We start from the raw sequence: 17,907 nt of genomic DNA on the forward strand, positions 1-17,907 counted from the left end.
GCCTAGCCGGAAAACCGCGCCAGCGCTTGCAGAACCGCCATGCGTGTCTGCGCGTAGACCATTCCCTTCCATTCGGGCACATCGCAATAAAACGCATCACGCAGCGCCTGGCGAATGCCGGTGCGCTGCCCGGCGCCCTGCTCCGGATGCCGATGCAGCCAATGATCGGCGCGCAGCGCCTGCAACACCGCCAACGGTGCGAGCGTGCCGAACTCCAGCGTCACGCAGGTCTTCTCGATGCGGGGCAGCAGTTCGTACGCGATGCCGACCAGATCGCCCTTGACGACTGACGATACCGAACCTGCCGCCGCAATCGGTTGGACATCGGCGCCCCACGTGCGCATGGCGCGCTCAAGTTCGGCGGGATCTGGGCCGTTGAAGATCTTCTCGCCGTGGCCGTAGTGGCCGAGCCCGGTATGCAGGTCGATCCACACTAGGCGGGACATGCCGGCCGCGTGCCGCGACACGATCCCGCGCATCTGCAGCGTGCTCCAGCACGGAGCGCTGCCGCCGTAGAACATGCCGTCCGGCACGCGGTATTGACCGCTCGTTGCGGCGTCTTGCAGCGCTTTTTCACCGCGGGTGACCATGTAGTGCTGCAGCGCTGCCTGGTCGGCCTGGCTGGGCGGCCACGTGTGCGGCAGCAGGAGCGGATCGACTTCGAGGTAGGCCAGGTTGGCGGATGCGGCCTCCGCAAAGTCGACGCTGTTGCGGTTCAGGTCAACGTTGTCTTCATTCACGCGCCGCAGGTGCGCAAACCCGTACGGGTTGACCGCGTGCACCAGCAGCAGCGCTACGTCGGCGCCTGCCAGCCGCGCGAACAGTTCGTCGTCTTGCAGCAAACCGGTCTGGCAACCGGAGCCGCAGAACCCCTCCACGCCATGGACGCCCGAGGTGACGATCAGCAGCGTTTGCGCCTGCGCGGGTGCGAGCAGCGCGGTGTCGATGGAAAGCTGTTCGCCGGATGGTCCGACCGCATCCGGATGCAGATGACGCTCGATGCGGAGCCCCCGGGCCTGTGCAGCGGCGAGGAACTTGCCGCGGGCTTCATCGTAGGTCTGCGAGAAGAAGGCTTCGACCGTCATGGCGGGAATCCCGGGGCAGTGGTTGCCGCAGCCTGCCATGTCTGACAGGTGCGGCGCAATCGCACGCACGTGAATCGATCGCCCCAAATGCAAACAGGCGACGCGTGGTGCGTCGCCTGTCTACGTTGATGCCGGGTCGAACGAGCGTTGAGCGGCTAGCTCACTCAGATCACTCCCAGGACAGCGCGCCGCCGGTCTGGTACTCGATCACGCGCGTCTCGAAGAAGTTGCGCTCCTTCTTCAGGTCGATCATCTCGCTCATCCACGGGAACGGGTTTTCTTCGTTCGGGAACAGCGCGTCGAGGCCGATCTGCTGGCAGCGACGGTTGCAGATGAAGCGCAGGTAGCCCTTGAACATCGGCGCGTTCAGGCCCAGCACGCCGCGCGGCATGGTGTCTTCTGCGTAGCGGTATTCCAGGTCGACGGCCTTCTTGAACAGCTCCGTGATCTCGGCCTTGAACTCGGCCGTCCACAGGTGCGGGTTCTCCAGCTTGATCTGGTTGATCAGGTCGATACCGAAATTGCAGTGCAGCGACTCGTCGCGCAGGATGTACTGGTACTGCTCGGCGGCGCCGGTCATCTTGTTCTGACGGCCCATCGCCAGGATCTGCGTGAAGCCGACGTAGAAGAACAGGCCTTCCATGATGCAGGCGAAGACGATGAGCGACTTCAGCAGCTTCTGGTCGTTCTCAGGCGTGCCGGTCTTGAACGACGGATCGGTCAGCGTGTCGATGAACGGGATCAGGAACTCGTCCTTGTCGCGGATCGACTGCACTTCGTGGTACGCGTTGAAGATCTCGGCCTCGTTCAGGCCCAGCGATTCAACGATGTACTGGTACGCGTGCGTGTGGATCGCCTCTTCGAACGCCTGGCGCAGCAGGTACTGACGGCATTCCGGCGCGGTGATCTGGCGGTACGTGCCGAGCACGATGTTGTTGGCGGCCAGCGAGTCGGCCGTCACGAAAAAGCCCAGGTTGCGCTTGATGATGCGGCGCTCGTCTTCGGTCAGACCGTTCGGGTCTTTCCACAAGGCGATGTCGCGCGACATGTTGATTTCCTGCGGCATCCAGTGGTTCGCGCAGCCGGCGAGGTACTTTTCCCAGGCCCACTTGTACTTGAACGGCACCAACTGGTTGACGTCGGTGGCCCCGTTGATGACGCGCTTGTCGGCGGCATTTACGCGGCGGTTGTTCTGTGCGGCAGCGGCGTTCGGATTGTTGCCGAGGATGCCCGTGCCGGCGGCCTGCGTGGCCGACGGGGGCAGCACGCCACCCTGGTCGGCGGTGGCCGTTTGCAGTTGCGGCTGCGGTTGATACACCGGCTGCGGTGCAGCCGAAGGTTGTGCGGCAGGTTTGACGTCGTCGTCCCAGCTCAGCATATGTGTTTCTCCTGATTCTTTGCTCGTCGCTCCCGCTCTTTCGGAGCGCGAGTCCAGTGTCGTGCAGATCCGGGCGCCCCCGCTTGCGCGGGAGCAACCTCAGACACTGTTTTGACTTATTGGCAGGCTTCGCATTCCTCGAAACCGGGGTCGCCCGGGCGCATCGTGCACACGGCGCCTTCGGCTTCCGGCATGGCCTGGGCGGTGGCAGCAGCGGCGTCCAGTGCGCTGGTCGGCGCGGCTGAAGTCACGCCGGACGCACCTGCAGCCGACACACCACCCACATCGCTACCCGACGACACCGCATTCAGCGTGCCGCGCGACACGGTCGACTTCTCGACGTGCGTGGCGCCGATCGTGCGCAGGTAATACGTGGTCTTCAGGCCACGCAACCACGCCAGCTTGTACGTGTCGTCCAGCTTCTTGCCCGATGCGCCGGCCATGTAGATGTTCAGCGACTGGGCCTGATCGATCCACTTCTGGCGACGCGATGCCGCTTCCACCAGCCATTGCGGTTCCACTTCGAAGGCCGTGGCGTACAGGTCGCGCAGGTCTTGCGGGATGCGGTCGATGCGGGCCAGCGAGCCGTCGAAGTACTTCAGGTCGGCGACCATCACTTCGTCCCACAGGCCGCGTGCCTTCAGGTCGCGCACCAGGTAGTCGTTGACCACCGTGAACTCGCCCGAGAGGTTCGACTTGACGTACAGGTTCTGGTACGTCGGCTCGATACAGGCCGACACGCCGATGATGTTGGAGATCGTTGCCGTCGGGGCGATCGCCACGCAGTTCGAGTTGCGCATGCCGTACTGCTTGATGCGGCCGCGCAGGCTGTCCCAGTCCATCGTCGACGACATGTCGGCTTCCAGGTAGCCGCCGCGCTCTTCGGCCAGCAGCTTGAGCGAGTCTTGCGGCAGGATGCCGCGATCCCACAGCGAGCCCTTGTAGCTGCTGTAGCGGCCACGCTCTTCGGCCAGTTCGGTCGACGCCCAGTAGGCGTAGTAGCACACGGCTTCCATCGACGTGTCGGCAAACTGCACCGCTGCCTCGCTGGCGTACGGCACGCGCAGCACGTGCAGCGCGTCCTGGAAGCCCATAATGCCCATGCCGACCGGACGGTGGCGCAGGTTCGAATCACGCGCCTTCTTGACGGCGTAGTAGTTGATGTCGATGACGTTGTCGAGCATGCGCATGGCCGTGCGCACGGTCTTCTTCAGTTTCTCGTGATCGAGCACCACGCTGCCGTCGGCCTGCTTGACCAGGTGGGCAACTAGGTTGACCGAACCCAGGTTGCACACGGCGATTTCGCTGTCGTTGGTGTTCAGCGTGATTTCCGTGCACAGGTTGGAGCTGTGCACCACGCCCACGTGCTGCTGCGGGCTGCGGATGTTGCACGGATCCTTGAACGTGATCCACGGGTGGCCGGTTTCGAACAGCATGCCCAGCATCTTGCGCCACAGTTGCAGTGCCGGCATCTTCTTGAAGAGCTTGATCTCGCCGCGCGCGACCTTATCTTCGTAGGCCAGGTAGGCCTGTTCGAATGCCTTGCCGACCTTGTCGTGCAGGTCCGGGCAGGTGGACGGCGAGAACAGCGTCCACTCGCCACCTTCCATCACGCGCTTCATGAACAGGTCCGGAATCCAGTTGGCCGTGTTCATGTCGTGCGTGCGACGGCGGTCGTCGCCGGTGTTCTTGCGCAGCTCCAGGAATTCTTCGATGTCCAGGTGCCACGTTTCCAGGTACGCGCAGACGGCGCCCTTGCGCTTGCCGCCCTGGTTCACGGCCACGGCCGTGTCGTTGACCACCTTCAGGAACGGCACCACGCCTTGGCTCTTGCCGTTCGTACCCTTGATGTGCGAGCCAAGTGCGCGCACGTTGGTCCAGTCGTTGCCCAGGCCGCCGGCAAACTTGGAGAGCAGCGCGTTTTCCTTCAGCGCTTCGTAAATGCCGTCCAGATCGTCCGACACGGTGGTCAGGTAGCACGACGACAGTTGCGAGCGGCGCGTGCCCGAGTTGAACAGCGTCGGCGTGCTCGACATGAAGTCGAACGACGACAGCAGCTGGTAGAACTCGATGGCGCGGGCTTCGCGGTCGATTTCGTTCAGCGCCAGGCCCATCGCCACACGCATGAAGAACGCCTGCGGCATCTCAATGCGGGTTTCGTTGATGTGCAGGAAGTAGCGGTCGTACAGCGTCTGCAGGCCGAGGTAGTTGAACTGGAAGTCGCGCGAGGCGTCCAGCGCCGCGCCCAGGCGGGCCAGGTCGAACTGGGCCAGCTTGTCGTCCAGCAGCTCGGCGTTGATGCCGCGCTTGATGAACTGCGGGAAGTAGTCGACGTAGCGCGTGCTCATTTCGGCTTGCGTGACTTCTTCGCCGAGGATTTCGCGGCGGATCGTGTGCAGCAGGATGCGCGCCGTGACCTGGCTGTACGCCGGGTCCTTTTCGATCAGGGTACGCGAGGCCAGGATGGCCGAGTCGTACACCTGCGTCATCGGCACGCCTTCATACAGGTTCTTGACCGTTTCCTTGAGGATCGGCTCCGGGTCCACCGCGTCGCCCAGGCCTTCGCAGGCGGAGACGATCACATTGCGCAGCGCTGCCATGTCGAGCGGGCGGGTGATGCCGCCGTCGGTCACGTTCAGGCCGATGAACGCAGGTTGCTGCTGGGTTTCACCGGCTTGTGCGCGCTCCTGGGCGCGGCGCTCGCGGTACAGCACGTAGGCGCGGGCCACGTCGTGCTCGCCCGAACGCATCAGGGCCAGTTCCACCTGATCCTGCACGTCTTCGATATGGAACGTGCCGCCGTTCGGGCGGCTGCGCAGCAGTGCGCGCACGACGTTCTGCGTTTGTTGGTCGACCAGCTCGCGCACACGCGCGGAAGCAGCACCCTGCCCGCCATTCACGGCGAGGAAAGCCTTGGTCATGGCCACGGCGATCTTCGAAGGCTCGAAGCTCACCACGGCGCCGTTGCGGCGAATGATTTTGTAGTCGGCAAGATTGACGCCGGAAGCGGTGCCGGGGGCCACGGCCGTGCCGCCAGCGCTTTGCGCAAATTGCGAAGGATTGGCGGTGCCGGAGTGGATTTCGGATTGGGCCGTCTGCATGTGGACTCCTGTTGAACCGTTCGTTTTATTGGCTCGCCGCTGGGTGGAAGACCCTTGGCGCACCCTTGCGCCATGCGGAGAAATGAGACGGAAAAGGCCCTTGCCTTTTCTCAGCTCCCAAGCGTCGGCTTGACCTGCCGTACGCCCGCCCCCCGCGTGGCGCCGAAATAAGAATCCCGGGAGGTCACCACTATATCTAGTGTGTTACCCCGGGATTGGCCCTAAGTATAGTGGATCGAACAAACAAGACCAGTCTTGACAGATGGCGGCGAAGGGGGGTTTTCTCAACCCAAATGCAGTGCCGCAAACCCGCCACCCCAGGCAGCACAACGGGTCGGCGGCACTGACGTGCGGCGTCGCAATGACCATCTTTTCAGAATAATTCTTTCTATCGACGCCGCAAGTTCAATAGACGTCACCTCATCTGCGGTAGGGGTATGTGTGCGGCGCACTGCACTGGTGCAGGCGTACTGCGGGCCGTGCCGACTTCGACCTTCCCCTCGCTCAAGAAATCCGAATAACGGCATCAGCATTCTTGCCGCGGCTGTCACCTGAGCGACAGGCCCCAACCCTACGCTTCGGTCGCATTGCAGGGAGCGCAATCACGGCGGCGACACACCGAGCGCCGCGCACAACGACCGAGGAAATCGACATGGCTTGGAATCACCCCGCCTGGCGCCCGCTGAGGGCCGCGCTGAGCACGACCGTGGCAGCGACGCTGGCGACCACATTGACCGCATGCGGCGGTGGCGACAGCAGCCCCATCGCTAACCAGGGCAGCACGGACGCGCCCTCCACCAGCGCCAGCAAGAAGGTGCTGATGGTCGGCGTGGACGGCGCCACCTATGCGCAGGTACAGAGCGCGCTCTTGCAGCGCAGCCTGCCGAACTTGCGCGCGCTGGCGGTGATGCCGGCATCGACCGGCGGCACGCTCGGCACCACCACCGCCCAGCCGCCGCTGGACACACCCAGCTGGGCCACCGTGCTGACCGGCACCTGGCAAAACCGCCATGGTGTGACCGACGACACGATCACCACCCTGGCCGCCCCAAGCGTGTTCAGCTACGCGCGCAGCGCCGCCAAGGCCGCGGGCACCACGCAACGCCTTGGCGCCGCCGTCAGCTCGGCCGTGCTGCCCGCGCTGCTCAAGGCGGATCAGCAAGCCGGCAATCTCGACACGCTGGTCGACTGCGCCCAGGTGGACACCTGCGTGACGCAGAACAGCGTGAAGCTCGTGCAGTCCGGCTACGACGTCGTCTTCGCGCAATACACCGCGCCGGCCGCCGCCGCGCTGGCTTCGGGCCTGCAAAGCGATGCATACACCGCTGCGCTGGCCAACGTCGACCAGGCGCTCGGCACGCTGCAGGCTGCCATCGCCCAGCGCCGCACCGCCAACCCCAACGAAGACTGGCTCGTTGTCGTCACCACCAGCCACGGCCTGGACGCCACGGGGGCCACCACGTCGGCGCCGACGCTGGAAAACCGCTCCGCCTTCATCGCCCTGAACAAGCCGGTCAATGCCGTGCTCGGCAAGACCGGCATGGCGGCGCCCACGTCGGAAGCCACGCTCGCCGCGCTGCCGAGCGAGGCCGACATCGTGCCGACCGTACTGGCGCAACTGAACGCCGCTGTGCCGGCGACGGCGCATCAGCTCGACGGTGCAGCGCTCACGGCCAGTGCCGTCGGCGTGCGCAACGTCCAGAGCACGGTCGGCGCGTACAACGCCTCGCTGGTGCTGAACTGGCAGAACCCGACCCCAGCCAGCGGCCCGATCACCGTGCTGCGCGACGGCAAGCCGGTTGCCACGCTGCCCGCCACGGCCACGCAGTACACCGACAGCAACATCGCTGCCGCCAGCGGCATTTACCGCATCAACTACACGCTGGTGCGCAACAACGTGCCGGTGTCGATGCTCGCGCAGATCGCCTACGTTGCGCCGACGCCGCTGGCCACCTCGCTCACCAACGGCCTGGCGACGTATTACAGCTTCGATCCGCTGCCCCCGACCGACCGTAAAGCCAATTCGACGATCGGCCCGTGGGTGGCCGGCACCGACGGCGGCTCTGCTGCGGCCGACCCGTTTGGCGGCACGGCCCTGTCGGTCGATTCGCGCATCGACGCCTACAAGCTCACGCAGAACGGCGCAGACATCGCACTGAGCCCGCAATTCACCATCGGTTTCTGGTTCAGGTCGGATTGCACACAGGGCAACGGCACCGGCGAGCCGATCCTCGCCAACAAGGACTACTACTCCGGCTCCAATGCCGGCATCGCGATCGGATTGTGGGGCGGCTGCGAGGTGCGCTTCAACCTCGGCAGCGGCGGCAAGCGCGACGACATCCAGGGCATGAAGTTCAGCGCCAACCAGTGGGCGTATCTCGCCCTCTCGGTCGACACGCAGGCCAAGCGCTTCAGCGCCTACATCCTCGATCCGGTACTGGGCGTGCAGAAGGTGGAAGACAAGGCCATCGCCAATACCGACGTCACCAAGCTGGGTGGCCTGGCCACCAAGGTCTGGGGCCTGAACGACGACGCCACGCACAACTACGTGCCCAACAACCCGGGCTCGCTCAAGGGCGTGATGGCCTACGACGACCTCGCCATGTGGACGCGCCGGCTGACGCTGGATGAACTCAAGACGATCAACGGCTCGCACCAGCCGCTGTCGTCGCTGAACCCCTGACCCCCTCCCCCAACCCGAACGAGACCGCTCATGAAGCCTTGCATCCACCCTCTCGCACGGCCGCACCGGCTGGCCGCCGTGCTGCTGTGCGCCGCCACCTTGTCGCTGTCGGCCTGCGGCGGCGATTCGAACGACGGCACGCCCGCCACCGGTACCGGCCCCGGCACCGCGCAGCCGGATCAACCCGGCCAGCCGCCGGCCAACAAGCCGACCCTGCACTGCGCTCCGTAACGCGCGGCCTCCCTTCGACTTGCGCTTGAGACCGACATGACTTCCGACACGAACCACGCCAACAACGGCAGCCGCCGCAACTTCCTCAAGATGGCCAGCACGGGCGCGATTTCCGCCGCTGCACTCGCCGCCTTCCCGCCGTCGATCCGCCGTGCGCTGGCAATTCCCGCCAACAACGCCACCGGCACGATGCGCGACGTTGAACACGTGGTGATCCTGATGCAGGAGAACCGCTCGTTCGACAACTACTTCGGCACGCTGCAAGGTGTGCGCGGCTTTGGCGACCGCTTCCCCATCCCGCTGGCCGGTGGCTTGAACGTCTGGCAGCAGACCTACGTGCCAAGCAGCGGGCCGAGCCGCACGGTGCTGCCGTATTACCTCGACAGCAGCGCCGGCAACGCGCAGCGCGTGTCTGGCACGCCGCACAGCTACCCCGATGCGCAGAACGCGTGGGACCTCGGCCGCATGAGCAAGTGGCCGACCTACAAGCAGACGCAGTCGATGGGCTATTACAAGCAGGCCGAGCTGGACTTCCAGTTCGCGCTGGCCAACGCCTTCACGCTGTGCGACGCATACCACTGCTCGTTCCACGGCGGCACCAACACCAACCGGCTGTTCCACTGGACGGGCACGAATGACCCGACCGGCGCGGCGGGCGGCCCCGTCATCGACAACAGCGGCGACCATCTCGACGCCGGCGTCACATACAGCTGGAAGACCTACCCGGAACGCCTGCAGGCTGCCGGTGTCTCGTGGAAGGTCTACCAGAACATGCCGGACAACTTCACCGACAACCCGCTCGCGGGCTTCAAGGCCTACCGCGATGCCAACGCCGCGCGCGGCAACCTGGCCGACGGCAGCCCGTTCCCGCCGTACACGCCGGCCGACGAAACCGTCAGCCCGCTGATCAAGGGCGTCGGCAACACCATGCCCGACGGCGGCTTCCTGCAGGCGTTGAAAGACGACATCGCCGCCGGCCAGCTGCCGCAGGTGTCGTGGATCGTCGCACCGGCCACGTATTCCGAGCACCCTGGCCCGTCGAGCCCCGTGCAGGGCGCGTGGTACACGCAGGAAGTGCTCAACGCGCTCACCGCCAACCCTGCCGTGTGGAGCAAGACCGTGCTGTTCATCAACTTCGATGAAAACGACGGATTCTTCGATCACGTGCCGCCGCCCGCGGCGCCTGCCTATGACAACGGCGTGCTGGCTGGCAAATCGACCATCAGCACGGCCGGCGAGTATCACACCGACAAGAATCCGTACGGACCCGGGCCGCGCGTGCCGATGTACGTCGTCTCGCCGTGGAGCCGGGGTGGCTGGGTCAACTCGCAAGCGTTCGATCACACCTCGGTGCTGCGCTTCCTGGAGCTGCGCTTCAACGTCAAGGAGACGAACATCAGCGCGTACCGCCGCGCGGTGCTGGGCGACCTGACCAGCGCCTTCAACTTCGTCAACCCGAACACCGAAACGCTGCCCACGCTGCCCAGCCGCGACAAGGCAACGGCCGACTCGATCCGCACGGCGCAAGGCTTGAAGCCGCAGGTGCCGCTGCCCGCCGTCTCGGCGCAGCAGATGCCGAAACAAGCCACCGGCACCCGCCCCTCGCGCGCCCTGCCGTACGAACTGCACGTCAGCGCGCGCGAAGACGCCACCAACCGCGCGCTGCGCCTGATCTTCAGCAACACCGGCACGGCGGCTGCCGTCTTCCACGTGTACGACCGCCTGCATCTGGACCGCGTGCCGCGCCGCTATGCGGTCGAGCCCGGCAAGATGCTCGACGACACCTGGGACGTGTTCACCGCCGACAAGGGCAAATACGACCTGTGGGTGCTCGGACCCAACGGCTTTCACCGCGCCTTCTCGGGCGACGTGAGCGCCGTGTCGGCAGCGGGTTCGAGCGCGCCGGAAATCCGCGTGTGCTACGACGTGGCCAACGCTGAGGTCTACGTGACGATGATGAACACCGGCACCGCCGGCTGCACGTTCACCGTCAAGCCGAACGCGTACCGAAATGACGGCCCCTGGACGTTCGACATTCCGGCCGGCAAGCAGCTCGACCAGCACTGGCCGATCGCGCGCCAGGGCAACTGGTACGACTTCACGGTGACGGTGCCGCAAGGCGGCTTCACGCGGCGCTTTGCCGGTCGCATGGAAACGGGCAAGGACAGCGTGTCCGACCCGGCGATGGGGACTTGAGGGGGTGAACTAGAAAGACAGGCAGGAAGAAAACGGGCGGCCTCGCAACGGGCCGCCCGTTTTCATTTCAGAGCGCGTGCTGATACGGAAACAACGCCGCATTGAATCCGCCCAGCGCACGCAGATGCGCCCAGTCGAAATGCGGTCCGGGGTCCGTCTTGCGGCCCGGCGCAATGTCCGAGTGACCGGCGATCGCTGCAATCGGGTATGCCGCGCAGATCGCCCGCACAAGCGATGCCGTGGTGGCGTACTGCTCGGGCGTAAAAGGCAGATCGTCCGTGCCCTCGATTTCGATGCCGACCGAGAAATCGTTGCAGCGCGTGCGGCCGAAGAAGTCGGACGCACCGGCATGCCAGGCGCGCGCATCGCACGATGCAAATTGCACGCATTCGCCCGTGCGACGGATGAAGAAATGCGCCGACACGCGCACGCCGCGCAGCTGCTCGAAATACGGATGCGCGTCGCAGTCGAGCGTGTTGGTGAAGAAGTCGAGCACGTGGTCGGTGCCGAAGTCCGCGCCGGATTGCGCGGGCGGCAGGCTGATGTTGTGCAGGACGATCAGGTCGATCGGCATGCCGTCGGGCCGCGCGTCGATATTCGGCGACGGATGCCGACGCCCGCCATCGACCCATCCGTCGGCTCCGATATGCAACCGCTCAGGCATCGCCGTTCAGCCCGTTTCCGGCAGGTTCACCAACGCTGCCGGGCGCTTCAATGTCTCGCGGGTCACGAATGCCAAGTTGCTGCATGCGATAGCGCAACTGACGGAATGACAGCCCAAGCAACTTGGCCGCTGCGGTGCGGTTGAAACCCGTCTGGTCCAGCGCGGCGAGGATCACGTTGCGCTCGACCGACTCCAGGTAAGCCGGCAGATCGATCGGCAGCGCAACGTTCGGCAAGGCGGGTTCAGCCGGCCGCGCAACCGGTGCCGGCTCGGACGGTGCCAGCGGTTGCGGCATCCCCATCGGGCTTGGCACGGGGGCCGGCATGTAGACAGCATCAGGCCAGCCGGCCATTGGCGACGGCGCCAACGCGTGATTGCCTGCCGCAGCGGCCTGCTGCGCCTCGCGCGTGCGGTGAAACAGCGGCGAGCGCTCGATCTCGGCGCCCAGCGCGCCAAGGTCATCCACGTCGATCGACTCGCCTTCGGCAAATGCGTACGCACGCTCCAGCAGGTTCTCCAGCTCACGCACATTGCCCGGGAACGGATACGCGCACAGTTGCTGCAGCGCCGGTCGCGTCAGACGTTTTGGGCGCGGATCGCCGTAGCGGCTGGCGAGTTGTTCGAGCAGCACGCCGGCCAGCACGGGCACGTCTTCGGCCCGCTCGCGCAGTGTGGGCATGCGCAACTCGAGCACGTTCAGGCGGTAGAACAAGTCTTCGCGGAAACGGCCGGCGGCCACCAGCCGTGCGAGATTCTGGTGGCTCGCACACACGACGCGCACGTCGACGGGATCTTCGCGGCTCTCGCCGATCTTGCGCACGCGGCGCTCCTGCAGCGCGCGCAGCAATTTCACCTGCATCGTGAGCGGCAGGTCGGCCACCTCGTCGAGCATGAGCGTGCCGCCGTTGGCCGCTTGGAAGAAGCCTTGGCGATCGCTGTCGGCGCCGGTAAAGGCGCCCTTCACGTAGCCGAAAAACTCGGCTTCCATCAGGTTTTCGGGAATCGCGCCGCAGTTGACCGCCACGAACGGCCGCGCCGCGCGCGACGACAACGCATGGATGGCGCGGGCCGCACGCTCCTTGCCGCTGCCGGATTCGCCGCTGATCACCACCGGCGCCATGCTGCGCGCCAGGCGCATCAACGACCGGCGCACTTCCTGCATCGCGGCGGAGTGGCCGGGCAGCAGATCGTTGGTCCGTTCGGCCAAGTCGGCATTACCGGGATCAGGATCGCGCTGCTGGCGGCCCAGCGCATTCAGCACGAGGCTGCGAAGCTGGTCGAGCGAGAGCGGTTTGGCGATGTAATCGAACGCGCCCGCCTTGAGCGCCTCGACCGCGTTCTCTGCGCTGCCATAAGCGGTGATGACGGCAACCGGCGTGCGGTCGGCCGTAGCAGACAGCTGGCGCACGAGTTCAATGCCCAGGCCATCGCCCAGGCGCATGTCGGTCAGCACCAGCGCAAAGCGCTGGCGGGAAAGCGCTTCGCGGGCCTCGGCCAGCCCGCTGGCAAGCACGACGTCGTGCCCCATGCGGCGCAGGGAAATCTCCAGCAGCTCGCGCAGGTCGGCTTCGTCATCGACGACGAGAATGGGTTCGCGAACGATGGCGGCTTTAGGCATGGATCAGCAGAAGATCGGCGGAAATTCACGGCCGGCGGATCATTCCGCGATCGGCCCGGCAGGTTGGTCAAACATCAGGGTGATGACGAAGGCGCGGCGTGGCAAGGTGCCGCGCGCCTCCATGGTCAACGCTCCGGTGCGATCGAGCAAGGATTCCAGTGCGATGGCGCCGTAACGGATCTGCGCATCGTTGGCGCTACACAACTCGCGGGCCATGTAGAGCCCGAGGCCAGTGCCTTGTGCGTCATTCGTGAAGAACGGCTCGAACAGGCTGCGCTGCTGCTCGGTGGGCACCTCGGGGCCGTCGTTCCAGATGACGAGTTCGGCGTGGGCGTCGTCAAGCGCGTAGGCGGCCAGTTGGATCGAGCCGGGAACGCGGCGGCAATAACGCAACGCGTTGTCGAGCATGTTGCCCACCACCTGCTGCAACTGCGCCGGGTCGAACAGCACGGGCTTGTCCAGGTCGACCGCCACGCGCACGAGGTTCGGGTTGATCTCGGTGGCCTCGCCTGCGCGGCGCACGGCCTCGGCACGCCAGCGGTCCACGACCTCCGGCAGCACCTGCGCCAGTTGCACGCGCACGCGTTCGCCGCGCGGGCGGCGCGAAAGCATCAGCACGTCGGCAACCACCTGATCGAGCCGGCGCACGTTGTCGCGGATGATGCGCAGCAGGCGTGTCTCCACGCCGGAACTTTCCGGGCGCGGGTGGGCGCCGTCATCGTGGCCGTCGCCTGGATCGTCGAGCAGTTCCGCGGCCTGGCTGATTGCGGCCAGCGGGTTGCGGATCTGGTGCGCGACGCTGGCTACCAGCCGCCCCATCGAGGCCAGCTTTTCCTGCTGCGCCTGCTCCGCCACACGCTCCCAGCTTTCCACGTGGACCAGCACGGTGTCATGCAACTCGTGACGCAGAAACGCTTCATCGTCCGCCGACCAGCCTTGCGTGATGGCGTCCGCCGAGGGCATGCGCTGACGCATCTCGCCGCCCTCGCCCGGCAAGCCCAGGCCGATGGAGCTGACGAGGCTATCCATATAGACGCTGCGCAGATTGGCAAGGCTCGGCAGGATGAAGCGCAGGCGCAGGCGGGCGCTCAACATGGCGCGGCCGGCCCGGCCGCTCGAGCTGATGGGAAGCAGGTCGAGGATGCGCGGCGCATCGTTGTCACCGGTGCCGTCGGTGGGACGGCTCTTGCGGCGCAGCCACTGGCGCAGCGTTTCGAGCAGCGGGCGCAGGTGGGGCACGTCCTTCAAGTCGAACAGCATCGCGCCGCTGCTGACAAAGGCGCTCTGCGGCACGCCCAGCAGCATGGCGGCAGCCGGGTTGGCAGCCACGACGCGACCGTCGGCACGCACCAGCATCACACCGTCCTGCATGTCGTAGACCATCAGGCGATTGACGAGCTGCTGCAGGCGCAATTCGCGCTCGCGCGCCATCGTCAATCGTTCCTGCGTGATCTGGCGGTGCGACAGGCCGTACATCATTGACGCGGCCATCATGTACACCAGGCCGTACAGCCCGGCAGATGCCAGGCCCGGCGCAATCACGCCGTCGTTCAGCATCTGCAGGAACGGATCGGCCAGCACCACGATCGATGCCACAGCCGCCGTGAACAGCGCAAACAGCAGGCTGGTGAGCGCGCCGGCAGCCAGCACCGGCATCAGCAGAACCATCGCCACGCTGGCCGACAGGCGCGAGAGCGTGGCATACGCCAGCCCGAGGAACAGCAGATCGAGCACCACGTCCAGCCGCACACGGAATTGGAATCGCGTGCGCCACCAGCCGGCTGCTGCCAGGATCAGCAAGGCCATCGCCAGATACGGCAGGGTCAGGCTGAGCAGCGTGTCGCTATTGGGGAGGCCCACGGCCTCATTGCGTTCGCGCGGCACCATCACAAAGAGCAGCAGCACCAGCGCCACGGCGGCGCGGCTGAAAGCGAAGTAGCGCAGCAGGCGCCACTGGAATTCAGGCGGATCGGGCTCCAGCCAGACCGATCGCAAGGCGCGCCAAGCGTTCAGGCGCGAGAGCACGCTCCGCGCGCCGGACGGCGTTGCCCGCGCGGCACCCGACGCTTCGGGCGTCATGCGCTGCCCCGGTCAGCATGCTCGGGGCAGCGGTAGCGGCCGCCCGCCAGCGCGATCATGCCGGTGCGGGGCGCGTGCACGCCGCACACGGCACATTGCTCGATGGGCTGCGACGCCTGGGACTCGGCGGCGGGCTTGCCGGTGCCCTGTGAACGCGAAGCGCCCTGCCCTTGCCCCGATGCGCGGGATGAGCGCGTCCCAAGGCGGCTCAACCACCACCAGCCGGCGAGCAGCATCAGAATCAGCAAAACAGGACGGGACATGGAGAACAGACAGAGACAAGTAACGGCGCAAGCGCCAGGATTGCGCTAGGCGCGGTGCAGGATGACCTCGAGCACGAACCGGCTGCCGACGTAAGCTAGCAGCAGAACCGCAAAGGCCGCCATCACCCAGCGCAGCGCCACGCGGCCGCGCCAGCCGCGAAAACGCCGACCGAGCAGGATGCCGCCGAACATGGCCCACGACAGCACCGCAAAGATGTTCTTGTGATCGAAATGGAAGGCGCTGTGGAACAGCTGTTCGGAGAACAGCACGCCCGACGCAATGGTCAGGGTCAACAGAACAAAACCCGCGCCGATCAGACGAAACAGCAGTTTTTCAAGCGTCAGCAGCGGCGGGAGCAGGTCCAGCCATCGGCTGAACCAGGTTGCCTGGGCGGGGCGGTTGATCGTGTGCAGGCGGCGCTCGGCGGCCAGCATGAGGATCGCGTGGAATGCCGCCAGCGTGAACAGTCCGTAAGCGACGTTGGCAATGGCGAAGTGCAGCTTAAAAAGCGCGCTGGCCGCATAGCCGAGAATCTGCGTGCCCGGAAAGGCCAAGGGCAACAGGCTGCCGACCAGCGCCACCGGCATCACCAGAAGCCCAAGGCCTGCAAGCGAGAAGAACAGGCTTTCGATCCAGAAAATGCCGACGCCGAGCCAGAGCATGGCCGAGAGAGCATAGGCAAAGCCAAACACCATGGCGCTGGCCGGGAAAATCGTCTCGTGCAACAGAAACCCGTGCGCGATCAAAGCGGCCAGCAAAGCCCAGCGCCACCAGGCCGGGACGGTGTCTGCGGCGCCTGGAGGCGGCGGGACAAGCACCGTGGCGCCTGGCGATTGACCACCTGCCGCCATGGCGCCCGCCGGCGCCTGGGCACCCAGTCCACCGCGTCGCGCCCACGCTACCGAAGCGAGGATGCCGTAGAGAAGCGCCGTGAGCGCATACAGTACAATTGCCATTTGCACAGTTTACCGCAGCGCACCCCGGTTTTGGCTGGGGCACGCCCCCCGTCGAAAGCCTCGTCGGGCGGCAACGCAACATGGGCGCATTAAGCACATTTCCAGCCGGTGCGTGCCACGTGCGCGCCGGTCTCATCTTCATCCCGTCCCCAATTCCGGATCCCTGTCACTGTCATGCTGGATAACCTGACCCAACGGCTCGCGCGCGTGGTCAAGACCATGCGCGGCGAAGCGCGCCTGACCGAAGCCAACACCGCCGAGATGCTGCGCGAAGTTCGCATGGCACTGCTCGAAGCCGACGTGGCGCTGCCGGTTGTGCGCGAATTCATTGCCCGCGTCAAAGAAAAAGCGCTCGGCGAAGACGTCATCACGAGCCTGTCGCCAGGCCAGGCGCTGGTCGGCATCGTCCAGCGCGAGCTGACGGCCATCATCGGCGGCCAGGAAGCCCTGGAAGGCGTCGGCAACAACATCCTGGGTGGCCGGGCGGCGGAGCTGAATCTCAACGTCACGCCGCCTGCGATCATCCTCATGGCCGGTCTGCAGGGCGCGGGTAAAACCACCACGGTCGGCAAGCTCGCCAAGTGGCTCAAAGAGAACAAGAAGAAGAAAGTGCTGACGGTGTCGTGCGACGTGTATCGCCCCGCCGCCATCGCGCAGCTGAAGACCGTTTCGGAGCAGGTCGGCGCTGACTTCTTCCCCTCGCAGCCCGACCAGAAGCCGGTAGACATTGCCGCCGCGGCGCTCGACTGGGCCAAGAAGCACTACCACGACGTGCTGATCGTCGATACGGCCGGCCGCCTCGGTATCGACGAGGCGATGATGCAGGAGATCGCCGCGCTGCACGCCCGCCTCAAGCCGGCCGAAACGTTGTTTGTGGTCGATGCGATGCTCGGCCAGGATGCCGTCAACACCGCCAAGGCCTTCAACGACGCCCTGCCGCTGACCGGCGTGGTGCTGACCAAGCTCGACGGTGATGCGCGCGGTGGCGCGGCGCTGTCGGTGCGTCACATCACTGGCAAGCCGATCAAGTTCGTCGGTGTGGCCGAAAAGCTCGACGGGCTGGAGCCGTTCTATCCCGATCGCATGGCCCAGCGGATTCTGGGCATGGGCGACATCCTTGCGCTGGTGGAAGAAGCCCAGCGCGGTGTCGACATGGAAGAGGCGCAAAAACTTGCGGCCAAGATCAAGAAGACCGGCGGCTTCGACCTCGAAGATTTCAAGGCCCAGATCGGCCAGATGAAAAAGATGGGCGGCCTGGGCAGCCTGATGGACAAGCTCCCTGCCCAGCTGGCGCAACAGGCGCAGGGTGCCAACATGGACCAAGCTGAAAAGCAGGTTCGCCGCATGGAAGGCATCATCAACAGCATGACGGCTGCCGAGCGTGCCAAGCCTGAGCTCATCAAGGCAAGCCGCAAGCGCCGCATTGCCGCGGGGGCTGGCGTGCAGGTGCAGGAAGTCAACCGTCTGCTCAACCAATTCGAGCAGATGCAAGGCATGATGAAAAAGCTCAAAGGCGGCGGCATGATGAAGATGATGCGCGCCATGGGCGGCATGAAAGGCGGCATGAAGGGGCTGTTCGGCGGCCGCTGAGCGGGCTACCCTCCTTTCTGAATCGCACCTTTGATCGACACACCGAACCGTTTCACCGAACT

At 65.5% G+C, this 17,907-nt stretch carries 12 protein-coding genes; 4 read left to right on the top strand and 8 right to left on the bottom strand.

Annotation, left to right across the window (positions count from 1 at the left end):
- Window positions 1-2: 2 nt before the first annotated feature.
- The 3 genes from N5B55_RS13200 to N5B55_RS13210 form a co-directional block, all read right to left on the bottom strand.
- Window positions 3-1,085 (bottom strand): M14 family metallopeptidase, encoded by a 1,083-nt coding sequence (locus N5B55_RS13200; RefSeq protein WP_304538404.1) that lies wholly within the window; start codon window positions 1,083-1,085, stop codon window positions 3-5.
- Window positions 1,086-1,254: 169 nt separating this feature from the next.
- On the bottom strand, window positions 1,255-2,463 hold the full coding sequence (locus tag N5B55_RS13205; protein ID WP_009241567.1) for a ribonucleotide-diphosphate reductase subunit beta: 1,209 nt from the start codon (window positions 2,461-2,463) through the stop codon (window positions 1,255-1,257).
- Window positions 2,464-2,579: 116 nt separating this feature from the next.
- The gene (locus N5B55_RS13210; protein ID WP_065856030.1) at window positions 2,580-5,564 is read right to left on the bottom strand and encodes a ribonucleoside-diphosphate reductase subunit alpha; all 2,985 of its coding nucleotides are present in this window, start codon (window positions 5,562-5,564) and stop codon (window positions 2,580-2,582) included.
- 652 nt (window positions 5,565-6,216) lie between these two features.
- Here N5B55_RS13210 and N5B55_RS13215 point away from each other — a divergent pair.
- The 3 genes from N5B55_RS13215 to N5B55_RS13225 are packed head-to-tail and all read left to right on the top strand — an operon-like array spanning window position 6,217 to window position 10,674.
- Window positions 6,217-8,247 carry an alkaline phosphatase family protein gene (locus tag N5B55_RS13215; protein WP_304538405.1) on the top strand — a complete coding sequence of 677 codons (2,031 nt, stop codon included), beginning with the start codon at window positions 6,217-6,219 and terminating at the stop codon, window positions 8,245-8,247.
- A 30-nt stretch (window positions 8,248-8,277) separates the two neighbouring features.
- Complete coding sequence (locus tag N5B55_RS13220) at window positions 8,278-8,478, top strand: hypothetical protein (protein ID WP_116575552.1); 201 nt, start codon at window positions 8,278-8,280, stop codon at window positions 8,476-8,478.
- 36 nt (window positions 8,479-8,514) lie between these two features.
- Complete coding sequence (locus tag N5B55_RS13225) at window positions 8,515-10,674, top strand: phosphocholine-specific phospholipase C (protein ID WP_178961050.1); 2,160 nt, start codon at window positions 8,515-8,517, stop codon at window positions 10,672-10,674.
- A gap of 67 nt (window positions 10,675-10,741) precedes the next feature.
- Here the strand turns inward: N5B55_RS13225 and ampD are convergent, their stop codons facing one another.
- Genes ampD through N5B55_RS13250 form a run of 5 tightly spaced genes read right to left on the bottom strand, consistent with a single transcriptional unit; the run spans window position 10,742 to window position 16,255 of the window.
- Window positions 10,742-11,338, bottom strand: a complete 597-nt coding sequence (gene ampD, locus N5B55_RS13230) for a 1,6-anhydro-N-acetylmuramyl-L-alanine amidase AmpD (RefSeq protein ID WP_304538407.1) — start codon at window positions 11,336-11,338, stop codon at window positions 10,742-10,744.
- Window positions 11,331-12,956, bottom strand: coding sequence for a sigma-54-dependent transcriptional regulator (locus N5B55_RS13235; RefSeq protein ID WP_178961052.1), 1,626 nt, complete (start codon window positions 12,954-12,956; stop codon window positions 11,331-11,333). The genes ampD and N5B55_RS13235 overlap by 8 nt, the downstream gene beginning before the upstream one ends.
- A 39-nt stretch (window positions 12,957-12,995) precedes the next feature.
- Window positions 12,996-15,035, bottom strand: a complete 2,040-nt coding sequence (locus N5B55_RS13240) for an ATP-binding protein (protein WP_304538409.1) — start codon at window positions 15,033-15,035, stop codon at window positions 12,996-12,998.
- Window positions 15,032-15,298: a hypothetical protein gene (locus N5B55_RS13245; RefSeq protein WP_304538410.1), complete on the bottom strand. Its 267-nt coding sequence runs from the start codon at window positions 15,296-15,298 to the stop codon at window positions 15,032-15,034. The genes N5B55_RS13240 and N5B55_RS13245 overlap by 4 nt, the downstream gene beginning before the upstream one ends.
- A 45-nt stretch (window positions 15,299-15,343) precedes the next feature.
- The gene (locus N5B55_RS13250; protein ID WP_304538411.1) at window positions 15,344-16,255 is read right to left on the bottom strand and encodes a cytochrome C assembly family protein; all 912 of its coding nucleotides are present in this window, start codon (window positions 16,253-16,255) and stop codon (window positions 15,344-15,346) included.
- Between the two features lie 174 nt (window positions 16,256-16,429).
- On the opposite strand from N5B55_RS13250, the gene ffh reads away from it, so the two are divergent.
- A complete protein-coding gene (gene ffh / locus N5B55_RS13255) occupies window positions 16,430-17,845 on the top strand; it encodes a signal recognition particle protein (protein WP_154208803.1) in 1,416 nt (471 codons plus the stop codon).
- Window positions 17,846-17,907 lie beyond the last annotated feature (62 nt).

The sequence above is a fragment of the Ralstonia pickettii genome (assembly GCF_030582395.1).
In the GTDB taxonomy this organism is placed as follows: Bacteria; Pseudomonadota; Gammaproteobacteria; order Burkholderiales; family Burkholderiaceae; genus Ralstonia; species Ralstonia pickettii_D.